Source organism: Methylomonas sp. 2BW1-5-20, assembly GCF_052474515.1.
The window spans coordinates 616,425-629,143 of the sequence record NZ_CP184127.1; the positions used below are offsets into that span (position 1 = coordinate 616,425).

The window sequence follows — 12,719 nt, forward strand, 5'->3', positions numbered from 1 at the left end:
CTCACGAATCAAACATCGCCTTTTTGCGGATGCTGACGCTGGTCGGGCGTTTGCAGTTTGTTAACTGCGTTGATGTAGGCCTTGGCTGAAGCGATGACGATGTCGGTATCTGCGCCGGAACCGTTGACAATGCGGCCGGCATTCTCCAGCCTGACAGTGACTTCGCCCTGAGAATCGGTGCCGGTAGTGATGTTGTTGACCGAATACAAAGCCAAGGTGGCTCCGGTTTTGACCAGGCTTTCGATTGCCTTCAAGCTGGCATCGACAGCGCCACCGCCTGTGGCACTGCCAGTGAGTTCCTTGCCGTCGACCAGTATCGTCACCGTGGCATTCGGTACCTCACCGGTTTCGGAACAGACTTTCAAGGCGACCAACTTGATGTGCTCGTCCTCGGCTTCGAAGCTTTGCTCGGAAATCAGGGCCTGCAAATCCTCGTCGAAGATTTCGTGCTTTTTATCGGCCAATTGTTTGAAGCGGAAGAAGGCGTCGTTCAAATCGGCTTCGCTATCGAATTGCACGCCTAGTTCGGCCATGCGGGTTTTGAAAGCATTGCGTCCGGAATGTTTGCCCAAGACCATGCGGTTGGTGGTCCAGCCCACGTCCTCGGCGCGCATGATTTCGTAAGTCTCGCGGTTTTTTAATACGCCGTCCTGATGGATGCCGGATTCGTGGGCGAAGGCGTTGGCGCCGACGATAGCTTTGTTAGGCTGTACCGGAAAGCCGGTGATAGACGACACAAGTTTTGAGCAGGTGACTATTTCGCGGGCATCCAAACCGGTATCGCAACCGAAGAAGTCCTGGCGGGTGCGCACCGCCATTACCACTTCTTCCAACGAAGCGTTGCCGGCGCGTTCGCCCAAGCCATTGATCGTGCATTCCACCTGGCGGGCGCCATTCATGACCGCCGACAAGGAGTTGGCAACCGCCAAGCCCAAATCGTTGTGGCAATGTACAGAGAATATAGCTTTGTCGGAATTGGGGATGCGTTTGATCAAATTGGCAATGGTCGAGCCGAATTGTTGCGGCATGCTGTAGCCGACCGTATCCGGAATGTTTAAGGTGGTTGCGCCGGCATCAATAACGGCTTCCAAGATACGGCACAAAAAATCTTCTTCCGATCGGCCGGCGTCTTCCGGCGAGAACTCGACGTTATCGGTGTATTGGCGGGCACGCTTCACTGCGCGCACTGCGTATTCAATTACCTGATCCGGCTGCATGTTCAGCTTTTTTTGCATATGGATGGGCGAAGTAGCGATAAAGGTGTGAATGCGTGAGCTTTTCGCACCTTTCAAGGCGTCGCCGGCCCGGTCGATGTCTTTATCCAGCGCCCGGGCCAAACCGCAGACCGTACTATCTTTTATCGCGTCGGCGACAGCTTGCACCGCTTCGAAATCGCCTTGGCTGGCGGCAGGGAAGCCGGCTTCGATCACATCGACTTTCATACGCTCGAGTGCGCGGGCAATCCGGACTTTTTCGTCGCGGGTCATCGATGCGCCGGGGCTCTGTTCGCCATCGCGCAAAGTCGTGTCGAATATAATTAATTTGTCTTTCATGAGAACTCCGTTCATGAAACGTTCGGCGCTTCGGCCGAGAAAACAGTAAAGGGTTGTATGGTCTTAGATGAGGATAGAGTGCGCCCCTCAGGGCAGCAGTCTTAGAGACAGGTCGAACAACAGGCTGCCAGGGGCCGGCATGTAAACTAAGATTTTATGAAAAATGATTGTCTGATCGTTCATGGTCCCAAACTATACTTGATTGCCGACGACGGCTCAAGTTTGTGATGGTTTTACCCAACGCTATTATTCGATTTTGGGGTGCCGGCGGCGGGGCTACTCACTATTTGGCCCTGATCGGCTAAATACATAAGTTTGTTTTGCCTCGGTGTGTTTTATTTATCGGGAAAAGAAGTTTTTTGCACAGGTATACAGCGTATGGGCTAGAAACTTTATTTGCAGAAAATTAATACCATAACGAAAGCTGTTTAGCATGGTTTTAAAGGCTAAATACCCTTGGTTTTGACTGATATATTCCCAACTTAAATCTTGCGCTGCTTGGATGTAATTTAATTTGATCGTATCGCTTAAATCCTGTCTGGTATTTTGATTAAGCAGCTGTCGTTTGATTTCCAGATTGGAGAGTAAATGATCGAGCCGGCGCCGTGGTTGCGATGAGTAGCCTTGACCCGCGCTACGTTGCCGGTATAAACCCTGATTGCGGAGACCGCATGTGCCTTTTAGTACTGTGCGTAACGCCCATTCGCAATCCCAAAGTAAACAATCGTCTTGGTATAAACCAACTTCCAGAAAATGGGCTTTTGTAGACACCGGCCGTTGGAAAGCCATGGGCACCCGTTTTAGTAAGGCCTTGAACAACAGGTCGCCTTCGAATTGCAGTAAGGTTTCATCTAGCGGAGCTCCGGCTGCGTCGGCCAAAATTTTATCCATCGCATCAGTGTAATAATGTTGGGCCCATTTTGAGTTGTCCCCGAACCATTCAACACTCATGAACAGAGTTTTTATTTGCGGATTATGTTGCAGCGTTGTCACGGCATTTTCCAGGTAATCCGCGGAGTAAACGTCGTCATCGTCTAAAAATGCGACATAATCCCCTTCAGCCGCTTTAAGGCCGGTATTTTTTGCCGCCGCGCCTCCTAGAGAATGTTCGTGACGCAACACTCTAAATTTTGAGCCGTATTTCTCTTGAATTTGTTGTTCATCGACGGCGGGAGTCGAATTATCGTCGACGATGATGGCTTCCCAGTCGCTAAGCGTTTGCGACGCGATGCTGGCAATAGCTTCTTCTAACAGAGCAGGACGATTATGAGTGGGGACGATGACGGAAATTAAAGGGTTAGTGCTCATAATCTTAAAATATTTATTTTGTGCTAATAAAAGTCGGCTCGGCGGTAATTATAGGTAGATTGCCAGAAGTGGCCAAAATAAGCGCTGCCGAATTTTCATTGCGATAGCCGCTCGGTGGTTCCCCTAAATTCTAATATCTCCACGGCGTGCGTCATAAACGCTTGGATCAGATCTTGTTGTTGCTTTCGGTAATATTGCTCGATGGAAAAGGGCGTTTTGTCTGCAAAAAAAACGTTTAAGGTTTGTAATAACACCACGGAGTTTTGAATATCGCCCATTTGGCTCAAGTATTCCTGCAGCCGTTTTAACCCCGTCTCCGGCAAACAGCAAATTAGCGCTTGTACCGAAAGTAATGTGTAACGCCATTTTTTTACGGCGATGCGTAGTTGATGGATGCTGGCGGAATTGGCCGGATCGAGTGTTTGATAACGCGCGATTGCCAGCGCATAAACCTGATTGATAGCCGCCGGCAGGGCTGTAGTTAGATCGGTATTGGCAATTTGCCGTTCGAAGCGTTTGCCGGCTTTTTTGACTTTGCGCCGAAGTTTAGGCTGGTAGAAGCTCGCGATATTGGATGCGCTGTGTATGAGCAATTGTTGCTCGCGCTCATGCATAAAGGCTAAAAATGGCTCTAATTCCGGCAGAATAGGCATATTTTTGGCGGCTTCAAACAACATGACTTGCGTATCGCGTAACTCGTCAAATTGATCCAACTGTTTTTTTAGCGCTTTGCGGATTTTGGCGAGCGCCGCTTGCGGGGCTAGCGTATTCAGCAGTTCGATGAGCGATATTAAGCGTCTGGTTCTGACACGCAATTCATGAACATTATCTTCGCTGGTGTTTTGGCGGCATGCTTTCAGCAATTTACGGTATTTGCGCCAATGTTCGTCCAGCGCATCGATCAATTGTTTGCCGCCAAGTTCGCTCATGTCTCAGTTTTTGCGGCTTTGCAACTTGCGTTTACGCAATACCAGCGTAACGATGGGGCCGGAGATGGCGTAGCCGACGGAGAGTAGAAATAACATCCGCTGCGGTTGCGCCATTATAAAACTGACAACCAACATCGCGATGATGGCAACGATGAACGGTACTTTGTTTTTAAAGTCGATTTCCTTGAAGCTGGAATAGCGGAAGTTGCTGACCATCAGCAGGCCGGTACTGATGGTGGTCAGCAATACCAGATATTTGATGTTTTCCACGTCATAGCCGTTTTCTACGCAGAACCATAAGCCGCCGGCTGAGAATTGCCGCGGCCGCAGGGCTGGGCAGGCCTTGAAAATAACGTTTGTCGGCAACTTCGACCTGTGTATTGAAGCGTGCCAAGCGCAAGGCGCCGCCGGCCATGTGGACAAAGGCGGCGAACAAGCCGGCCTGGCCCATACTGGACAGGGTCCAGAGATACATGACGATGGCAGGGGCCGCGCCGAACGAAACCATGTCCGACAAACTGTCGTACTGCACGCCGAATTCGCTTTGGGTGTTGGTCAAACGCGCTACCCGGCCATCTAAACCATCGAGAACCATAGCGATGAACATCGAAATAGCCGCCGTTTCGAAGCGGCCGTTGATTGCTGACGTGATCGCATAAAACCCGGCAAACATGGCGCCTGTGGTGAACAGATTAGGCAATAAGTAAATGCCACGATGACGCGTAAGCGGCTGCTTCTTGATCATAATGAGTCTACAAAGGTTGAAAAGTTGGCGGCATTGTACATGCTGAATATGACAGCTGCTTAACTAAATGCCGGGTGTTTGGCGTCAGAATTTCCAGAGCAGCAAGGCTTGCGGCACGTTGTCGTGCAGGCCTTTAATGCCGTATTTGTTGTGCCAGTATTGATACTCGATACCTAAATAAAGATGTTTGCCGTTACCCCATAAATCGCCAATATCGAGCCTTAGCTGCGGTTGAGCCAAAGCTTGGCGCGCGGCGCCGTGGTTGCGGCCGATGAAATCGGCAAAGCCTTCGAAACTCCACTTCGTGCCGGCGATCTCGAACGGTAGTTTCCACACCGGCGTGATTTGCCAGGATGTGCCTATGTCCGCTGTTTCGGTAACGCGTTGGCGCAAAAAGTCCACATTGAAATAGTCAAAACCGGGTAGATTGAAATCAAGGGTAATGCCGTACAGCCACGCCCGATAACCACTGCGCCGGCTGTTCATATTCTCGCCCAGGTTGACACCGGCAGTAACGCCAAAATCCTTGAATATACCGTATGACAGGTCCAGGCCGCTGATATTGCTCAGACTGAAGGTGCTGTAAGCCTCGCCGTAAAGATTGGTTTGTGACGACTGGCCCGATTCGGTAAACAGGGTGTCCATAAAGAAAAAATTGCGGCCATAAGCCCAGCCGTGGGCGTGGGTTATTGTGATGATGGATTGGCTGACGTCATTTGGATTGAACGGCTCGTTGTAGTTGGCACCATGTAGATATTGAATCTCGCTGTTACGCCACTGCAAGAATTCAGCGGAGCAGGGTAGTGCCAAGGTCGCAGTGATGACACCGAGATAAAACCGGTTTAAGCAATAGCGCTCAGGCATTTGGCAAAATCCTGCGGGCAAAAAAAAGCCCATCGTGTAGATGGGCTTTAATCCTAGCCGAAAAGCTTAGTTTTTGCTTTTATCGACGATTTGGTTGGCTTTGATCCACGGCATCATTGCCCGCAATTTGCCGCCAACGACTTCGATAGGATGCTCCGCATTCAGGCGGCGTCTGGCAGTCATCTCAGGATAGCCGGTTTGGCCTTCCAGGATAAATTGCTTGGCGTATTTGCCTTGTTGAATGTCTTCCAGGGCTTGTTTCATGGCCCAACGGCTTTCTTCGTTGATTACTTTCGGGCCGGTAACATATTCGCCGTACTCAGCATTGTTGGAGATCGAGTAGTTCATGTTGGCGATGCCGCCTTCGTACATCAAGTCCACGATCAATTTCAGTTCGTGCAAGCACTCGAAGTAAGCCATTTCAGGTGGATAACCCGCTTCGGTCAGGGTCTCAAAACCGGCTTTCACCAGTTCCACCGCACCGCCGCACAACACCGCTTGTTCGCCGAATAAATCGGTTTCGGTTTCGTCGCGGAAAGTGGTTTCGATGATACCGGAACGGCCGCCGCCGATAGCTGATGCATAAGACAAGCAGATTGCTTTCGCCATGCCGGACGCATCTTGGTGAATCGCGATCAAGTCAGGGATGCCGCCGCCTTTCACGAATTCGGAACGTACGGTGTGGCCAGGGGCTTTTGGCGCGATCATGATGACGTCCAGGTCGGCGCGTGGCACGACTTGGTTATACAGAATCGCGAAGCCGTGAGCGAAAGCCAGGGCTGCGCCTTGTTTAATGTTTGGTTCGATTTCTTCTTTATACAGTTTGGATTGGAACTCGTCCGGGGTCAGAATCATTACCACGTCGGCGCCGGCGATGGCTTCCGGCACGTCTTTTACGGTCAAGCCGCTGGCTTGAGCTTTAGCGACGGATGCCGAGTTGGCGCGCAAACCCACCACTACATCAACGCCGGAATCTTTCAGGTTGTTGGCGTGAGCGTGACCTTGCGAACCGTAGCCGATGATGGCTACTTTTTTGCTTCTGATGACAGAAAGGTCGGCGTCTTTATCGTAATAAACTTGCATAGGTTTTCTCGTTGCTGGGTAAATAATAAATGTTATAGGTGTAAGCCTTTTTCGCCGCGGGAGATGCCGGTCGGACCGGAGCGCACCACTTCGATGATGCTGCCTTCCTCAAAGCCGTGGATAAAGGCGTCTAGTTTGCTGGATTGGCCGGTCATTTCCACCACGTAGCTGTTGGCGGTGACGTCGATAATCTTGCCGCGGAAGATATCGACCATGCGTTTCACTTCTTCGCGGGTGTCGTGGCTGGTTTTGATTTTTACCAGCATCAGTTCGCGTTCGATGTGCGCCGACTCCGCCAAATCAATCAACTTCACCACGTCTATCAACTTGTTCAATTGCTTGGTGATTTGCTCGATTATTTCGTCGCTGCCGCTGGTAACCAGGGTCATCCGCGACAGGCTGGGGTCTTCTGTCGGCGCCACGGTTAACGATTCGATGTTGTAGCCACGCGCCGAGAATAAGCCTGCTACGCGCGACAAAGCACCGGCTTCGTTTTCGATCAGGATAGAAATGATGTGTCTCATTATGACAACTCCCTGTCTACCGGGGTGCCGGGTGCGACGCGCAATTTCATATCGTGATGGCCTTTGCCTGCTTCTATCATGGGGTAAACGTTTTCGGTACGGTCGGTGATGAAATCCAGGAATACGGTTCTGTCTTTCAGCGCAAATGCATGTTCTAAAGCGCCGCGTACGTCTTCCGGTTTTTCGATCAGCATGCCGACGTGCCCATAGGCCTCCGCCAGCTTGACGAAGTCGGGGATGGTGTCCATGTACGATTGCGAGTAGCGGCTTTCGTAGGAGAACTCTTGCCATTGCCGCACCATGCCCATATAGCGGTTGTTCAAGTTGATAATCTTCACCGGCGCATTGTATTGCAAGGCGGTGGACAGTTCCTGAATACACATCTGGATACTGGCTTCGCCGGTAATACAGGCGACATTAGCTTCCGGAAACGCCAATTTCACGCCGATCGCCGCAGGCAAGCCAAAGCCCATCGTGCCCAAGCCGCCGGAGTTAATCCAGCGCCGTGGCTTGTCGAAGTGGTAATACTGGGCCGCATACATTTGATGTTGACCAACGTCTGATGTGACATAGGCTTCGCCATGGGTGACTTGATACAGCTGTTCCACCACATATTGCGGCTTGATCACTTTGCTGTTGCGGTCGTATTCCAGGCAATGCACGTCGCGCCAACTTTGAATCAGCTGCCACCAGGATTCCAGCGAGGTTTTGGACGGCTTGATTTTACTGTCTTTGATCAGCTCTATCATTTGTTCCAACACCGGTTTTACTTCGCCAACGATAGGCACGTCGACTTTAACGGTTTTGGAGATCGAGGCCGGATCGACATCGATATGGATGATCTTGGCGTAAGGGCAGAACTCGGTCAACTTGCCGGTCACCCGATCGTCGAAGCGCGCACCTACCGCAAGAATCACATCGCTTTCATGCATCGCCATATTGGCTTCGTAAGTACCGTGCATGCCCAACATGCCGACGAATTGCTTGTCTGTCGCCGGATAGCCGCCCAAACCCATCAAGGTATTAGTGATCGGATAGCCGAGCATTTGCGTCAATTCGGTCAGTTCCTTATGGCCTTCGCCCAAAATCACGCCGCCGCCGGAATAAATGATCGGCCGTTGCGCGGTCAGCAGCATTTCCACGGCGCGCTTGATCTGGCCCTTGTGCCCAGTTACCACCGGATTGTAGGAGCGCATGCTGATCTTTTTGGGGTACTTATAAGGTACTTTAATATTCGGATCGGTGATGTCCTTAGGTACATCGACCAGCACTGGGCCGGGGCGGCCGGTGGTGGCGACGTAAAATGCTTTTTTCATGGTTTCGGCCAGATCATTGACGTCCTTGACCAAAAAGTTGTGTTTCACACAGGGGCGGGTGATGCCGACCGTATCGACTTCCTGGAATGCGTCGCTGCCTATCACCGGCGAGGGGACCTGTCCGGAGATGATCACCATCGGAATCGAATCCATGTAGGCTGTAGCAATGCCGGTGACAGCATTGGTCGCGCCTGGGCCGGATGTCACCAACACCACGCCGGGTTTGCCTGTGGCGCGTGCGTAAGCGTCCGCCGCGTGGGCTGCCGCTTGCTCGTGTCTAACCAGGATATGTTTCACTTCGTCTTGATGGAAAATGGCATCATAGATGTGCAAGACAGAGCCACCCGGATAGCCAAATACAAATTCGACACCTTCATCTTTAAGACATTGGACAAGAATATGTCCGCCACTGAGTTCCAATTTTACGTCCTCAAAAACTAATCAATCGGGGAAATGCAGATTTTACAAAAAAGGTTGGATAAGCTACTGTCTTTGGCCGTTTTCGTCAAGGAAAACCAAGGGTTTTGCTTGGGTTTTGATTCGCGCTTGCATCAAGTTGCCGATCGATGGTCGTAAAATTAGTTGCTTGCAGACAGATTGTTGAACAGATTGAACTTGGTATCGTCATGCTCGTTCGTTACTTTGCAGCAATATGGACGCAGTGAGAATACCTCGCTGCTGAAATAATCTCAGCCCCAGGTTTGCTAAAGTTTGAAAGGGTAAGGGTATCGGCAATGCCGTTAAGTTACATTGGAGAATTCCTTCTACCTTCTACCCACAAGGGCATAAAGCAAAATGTTAGGCGGGAGAACCAAATCGCGCTTTTGCCTAATTATTTTCCTCACCCCAATCCTCTCGGCAACTGTTCCCCGCGTTGCCCAACTTTCTGCGTCCTCGCAGTCGTTCAGTGGGAGTGGCGCTTAACATAACGGCATTGAGGGTATGGAGAGCAGTAATAAAAAAAATTCGGTACCCATATTTTTGTAAAATATTGGGAGTCGTCGGATTTGCAGAGGTGTTTGGAGTTCTTGCGTTCTCGAAAGCTTGCTGGTTTAAGGGTTGTATTGTCTCTCGATAGGCTTCATTTCTGTCGGAAGCCAAATACCGAAATCATTTTCGTTTCTTGGTTGCCTTCGTTTGTCGGGTAGTGTTATCTCATATCCAAGCGGTGCAACCAATAAAATAAGTTGTCGCGTAGCGACTGTTTTCCCCACCGCCTGGGCTTTCACTGAAAAAACCGGGAAGAAAGGGGTGTTTCAAAGCCACAAAGGTCAATAATAATATGGCATTGTTCGTCTATAAGTTTGGCGGCACTTCCGTTGGTACGGTCGACCGTATCAAGGCGGTCGCCGAGAAAGTAAAAAAAGCCCGCGACGCGGGCGATCAGATTGTCGTGGTGGTTTCGGCGATGAGCGGCGAAACCAATCGTTTGGTGGCGCTGGCTAAAGACATGCAGCCCCAGCCGACGGATCGGGAGCTGGATGTTTTGCTGTCTACGGGCGAGCAAGTCACCATTGCGCTACTATCAATGGCCTTGCATCAGCTGGGTTGCGAGGCTCGTTCCTATACCGGCGCCCAGGTGCGGATTTTGACCGACAGCGCCCATACCAAGGCCCGGATTCGCGAAATCGACGAAGCGAATATGCGTGCCGATTTGGACGCCGGCCGCGTTGTCGTTGTGGCCGGTTTTCAGGGGGTGGATGAATACGGAAATATCACTACCTTGGGGCGTGGGGGATCGGATACCACCGGTGTGGCTTTGGCCGCGGCGCTGAAGGCCGATGAGTGCCATATATATACCGATGTTGACGGCGTTTATACCACCGATCCGCGCGTGGTACCGAAAGCCCGCCGTCTGGATCGCATCACCTTCGAAGAAATGCTGGAAATGGCCAGTTTGGGTTCGAAAGTATTGCAAATCCGCTCAGTCGAATTCGCCGGCAAATACAATGTCAAGTTACGCGTATTGTCTTCGTTTACGGAAGGCAGCGGCACCCTTATTACCTACGAGGAATCAGAAATGGAAAGAGCATTAATTTCGGGCATAGCTTTCAACCGGGACGAGGCCAAGCTGACCTTGACCGGTGTGCCCGACTTGCCAGGCGTGGCGTCGAAAATATTGGGGCCGATCGCCTCCGAGAATATCGAAGTGGATATGATCGTGCAGAATATTTCCGCCAACGGCACCACCGATTTTACGTTTACGGTGAATCGTAACGATTTTGCCAGAGCAAAAAACGTCCTGGAAGGGTTGCGTATCGATTTGGGCGGCAATACCACGATTATCGGTGACAACAGCATCGTCAAAGTGTCTATCGTAGGTGTCGGCATGCGCTCACATGCCGGCATTGCCAGCACTATGTTTAAAGTGTTGGCCGACGAGGGGATTAACATTCAGATGATTTCCACCTCCGAGATCAAGATTTCGGTTGTGGTTGATGAAAAATATCTGGAATTGGCGGTACGCGCGCTGCACAAAGCATTCGGCCTTGATCAGGAGTAGTGCCCGCACGCTGATTTTTGCTCGTTGCGAGCGCTAGACGGTCAATAATTCCCAGTTTTTTGTGTCGTATACCGATACAAGACTGGGAATTTTTTTGGTGCCCTTTATAAAAAAACTATGTTAATTAACTTAAGAATAAAGAGGCATATCCCTCATTTTTGACGGGTTCTTAAAAGGCGTTTACTTTTATTCAATATAATCAAATGATTATATTTTGGCATTTTTTATGCAATTACCTCTAGTGGATTTTAAATTTTTCTGCGCGAGGTAAGTTTAATGGCTCAAGAATTAATTACTGTAAATCAAGAAATCGTTACTCAGCAAATCAATATCGCAGGTTTAGTTTTGGGCGCGGGATTGGCGGTGGCTTCTATGATCTTATTACCTGCCTTGGCCACGCGTCTCGGCTTAAGCGCCAGTTTGACTGGGGCATTGAGAATTGCGCTGATGAAGGCATCGAGCCGCGCAGCGCATGGCAAACATTGATTTGCTACCGCCCATCAAAATTTTAAGAGTTGAAGCTAGGTTGCGGCTGCGTTTTTGCTGGCAGTCGATCGGCGTATAAAATGTTTATAGCGGCCGGACTGCGCGTTTAGATTGGCTCGATTAGGCGTTATAATTCTTGCTGATATTGCCGATTAGCAAATAAAAGTGGGTTCATGTGACTATCGATGAGAACAATAAAAGTTGCGATCTTTGCGGCTTGGCTGTTGAAGTAAAAGGTTTTTCTTTAAAGACCCGGCAAGGCGACAAACATTTTTGCTGCGAGGGTTGTAAAGGAATTTATCAAATGCTTCACGAAGCACAGGTTTTGCCGGAAGATACCGACGATTCGGCACAGACAAAGTCTTAATAAACACCAAGAGCGCATATGGCACATGTTCATAAGTCAAAAAACAAACCAAACGATTCGTCCATGACTAAGCAGGTGGTGGCTGGTACACTAGCTACTGCAACTGTAAACACTGGAGGAAAATTGATGACTAAATTAGCGAAACACCCTCTGTTGGTGTTCGGTGCAGGCATGGTGGCGGGTTATTTTGTTTACAAATACAGAAAGGAAATTATTTCCAGTGCCACAAAAACTATCGATGCCGGCAAGGATTTTGTGTTGCATCAAAAGGAAAATCTCGAAGACATCGTTGCCGAAGCGAAAGAAGGCAATTAGTCCCGTTTGGTACTTGGGCATTTGGTTGTAACTTGAAACGGGTGGTCGCTGCGCAGCAGGACCGCCCGTTTTACTTTTCTCTGTAGACTATGGCAATCCAAAAAGAATTTGTACTACGTTACCGGCATGACGGTCATGTGCGTTTTCAAGTGCCCGCTCAAGCATGTCAACCGGCCATAGCCGCGTTGATAAGCGACAAAGTGAGTGTGTTAAGCGGCGTCCAATCCGTGCATCTTTATCGCGGGCAGCGCAAATTATCAATCCGCTACGACGAAACCATCTGCGGCTTTACTAGTTTGGCGACGCAGCTGTTTCGAATATTGGCCGAATTGGAACGGCACGGTCATTTTGAAAGCAAGCCGTTAGCCGAGCAGGCGAAAAAGTCGGTTCTAGGCATCAAAAAACGTTGGAAAAGCACCCGCATTGGCGGTTGGTTTAATCAAAAATACCAAGCCGGCAAAGAAACGGTACAGGCGGCGAAAATTATCGGCAAGATCAGTACCAAAGGCCCGAAAGCCCTGTTTAAAGACCCTGAAAAAGCCACGATAGATTTTTTGAATGATGTGCTCGTTTTGTATCTGATCAAAACCCATTGGACCCGTATCACGCAAGAGTGGTTGGTCAAACCGATAGTGCATCGTTACGAATGGATGGCGGTGTTTTATATGTTTTTCTTGTTAGTTCGTTCGCGCCGGCCTAAGTAGGTATTGCCAACGCCAATCCTAT

The 12,719-nt window shown here is 50.0% G+C and carries 12 protein-coding genes and 1 pseudogene; 5 read left to right on the forward strand and 8 right to left on the reverse strand.

Annotated elements, in window-relative coordinates; all coding sequences use genetic code 11:
• Positions 1-8 precede the first annotated feature (8 nt).
• The 8 genes and pseudogenes from ACH50O_RS02720 to ACH50O_RS02755 all read right to left on the reverse strand — a co-directional run bounded on the left by ACH50O_RS02720 (position 9) and on the right by ACH50O_RS02755 (position 8,742).
• The gene (locus ACH50O_RS02720) at positions 9-1,553 is read right to left on the reverse strand and encodes a 2-isopropylmalate synthase (RefSeq protein ID WP_446810526.1); all 1,545 of its coding nucleotides are present in this window, start codon (positions 1,551-1,553) and stop codon (positions 9-11) included.
• A gap of 339 nt (positions 1,554-1,892) precedes the next feature.
• Positions 1,893-2,861: a glycosyltransferase family 2 protein gene (locus ACH50O_RS02725; protein WP_446810527.1), complete on the reverse strand. Its 969-nt coding sequence runs from the start codon at positions 2,859-2,861 to the stop codon at positions 1,893-1,895.
• A gap of 95 nt (positions 2,862-2,956) precedes the next feature.
• The gene (locus tag ACH50O_RS02730) at positions 2,957-3,790 is read right to left on the reverse strand and encodes a CHAD domain-containing protein (RefSeq protein WP_446810528.1); all 834 of its coding nucleotides are present in this window, start codon (positions 3,788-3,790) and stop codon (positions 2,957-2,959) included.
• Between the two features lie 3 nt (positions 3,791-3,793).
• Positions 3,794-4,535 (reverse strand): annotated as a pseudogene (gene pssA / locus ACH50O_RS02735) (CDP-diacylglycerol--serine O-phosphatidyltransferase).
• A gap of 84 nt (positions 4,536-4,619) precedes the next feature.
• On the reverse strand, positions 4,620-5,399 hold the full coding sequence (locus tag ACH50O_RS02740) for an outer membrane protein OmpK (protein WP_446810529.1): 780 nt from the start codon (positions 5,397-5,399) through the stop codon (positions 4,620-4,622).
• A 66-nt stretch (positions 5,400-5,465) separates the two neighbouring features.
• A complete protein-coding gene (ilvC, locus tag ACH50O_RS02745; protein WP_064010956.1) occupies positions 5,466-6,482 on the reverse strand; it encodes a ketol-acid reductoisomerase in 1,017 nt (338 codons plus the stop codon).
• A 32-nt stretch (positions 6,483-6,514) separates the two neighbouring features.
• Positions 6,515-7,006: an acetolactate synthase small subunit gene (gene ilvN / locus ACH50O_RS02750; RefSeq protein WP_033158861.1), complete on the reverse strand. Its 492-nt coding sequence runs from the start codon at positions 7,004-7,006 to the stop codon at positions 6,515-6,517.
• Complete coding sequence (locus ACH50O_RS02755) at positions 7,006-8,742, reverse strand: acetolactate synthase 3 large subunit (protein ID WP_446810530.1); 1,737 nt, start codon at positions 8,740-8,742, stop codon at positions 7,006-7,008. Before ACH50O_RS02755 ends, ilvN begins: the two co-directional genes overlap by 1 nt.
• Positions 8,743-9,604: 862 nt before the next feature.
• On the opposite strand from ACH50O_RS02755, the gene ACH50O_RS02760 reads away from it, so the two are divergent.
• The 5 genes from ACH50O_RS02760 (at position 9,605) to ACH50O_RS02780 (ending at position 12,697) form a co-directional block, all read left to right on the forward strand.
• Positions 9,605-10,825 carry an aspartate kinase gene (locus ACH50O_RS02760; RefSeq protein WP_446810531.1) on the forward strand — a complete coding sequence of 407 codons (1,221 nt, stop codon included), beginning with the start codon at positions 9,605-9,607 and terminating at the stop codon, positions 10,823-10,825.
• A 276-nt stretch (positions 10,826-11,101) separates the two neighbouring features.
• A complete protein-coding gene (locus ACH50O_RS02765; protein ID WP_446810532.1) occupies positions 11,102-11,311 on the forward strand; it encodes a hypothetical protein in 210 nt (69 codons plus the stop codon).
• Positions 11,312-11,486: 175 nt separating this feature from the next.
• Positions 11,487-11,678 (forward strand): heavy metal translocating P-type ATPase metal-binding domain-containing protein, encoded by a 192-nt coding sequence (locus ACH50O_RS02770; protein WP_446810533.1) that lies wholly within the window; start codon positions 11,487-11,489, stop codon positions 11,676-11,678.
• A gap of 63 nt (positions 11,679-11,741) precedes the next feature.
• Positions 11,742-11,993, forward strand: coding sequence for a hypothetical protein (locus ACH50O_RS02775; protein WP_225587427.1), 252 nt, complete (start codon positions 11,742-11,744; stop codon positions 11,991-11,993).
• An 89-nt stretch (positions 11,994-12,082) separates the two neighbouring features.
• On the forward strand, positions 12,083-12,697 hold the full coding sequence (locus ACH50O_RS02780; protein WP_446810534.1) for a hypothetical protein: 615 nt from the start codon (positions 12,083-12,085) through the stop codon (positions 12,695-12,697).
• Positions 12,698-12,719: the final 22 nt, after the last annotated feature.

What these genes read in the sequence shown, in the direction of transcription:
- ACH50O_RS02720 (WP_446810526.1), bottom strand. Translation starts at nt 1,553, where the DNA reads ATGAAAGACAAATTAATTATATTCGACACGACTTTGCGCGATGGCGAA.
- ACH50O_RS02725 (WP_446810527.1), bottom strand. Translation starts at nt 2,861, where the DNA reads ATGAGCACTAACCCTTTAATTTCCGTCATCGTCCCCACTCATAATCGT.
- ACH50O_RS02730 (WP_446810528.1), bottom strand. Translation starts at nt 3,790, where the DNA reads ATGAGCGAACTTGGCGGCAAACAATTGATCGATGCGCTGGACGAACAT.
- ACH50O_RS02740 (WP_446810529.1), bottom strand. Translation starts at nt 5,399, where the DNA reads ATGCCTGAGCGCTATTGCTTAAACCGGTTTTATCTCGGTGTCATCACT.
- ilvC (WP_064010956.1), bottom strand. Translation starts at nt 6,482, where the DNA reads ATGCAAGTTTATTACGATAAAGACGCCGACCTTTCTGTCATCAGAAGC.
- ilvN (WP_033158861.1), bottom strand. Translation starts at nt 7,006, where the DNA reads ATGAGACACATCATTTCTATCCTGATCGAAAACGAAGCCGGTGCTTTG.
- ACH50O_RS02760 (WP_446810531.1), top strand. Translation starts at nt 9,605, where the DNA reads ATGGCATTGTTCGTCTATAAGTTTGGCGGCACTTCCGTTGGTACGGTC.
- ACH50O_RS02765 (WP_446810532.1), top strand. Translation starts at nt 11,102, where the DNA reads ATGGCTCAAGAATTAATTACTGTAAATCAAGAAATCGTTACTCAGCAA.
- ACH50O_RS02775 (WP_225587427.1), top strand. Translation starts at nt 11,742, where the DNA reads ATGACTAAGCAGGTGGTGGCTGGTACACTAGCTACTGCAACTGTAAAC.
- ACH50O_RS02780 (WP_446810534.1), top strand. Translation starts at nt 12,083, where the DNA reads ATGGCAATCCAAAAAGAATTTGTACTACGTTACCGGCATGACGGTCAT.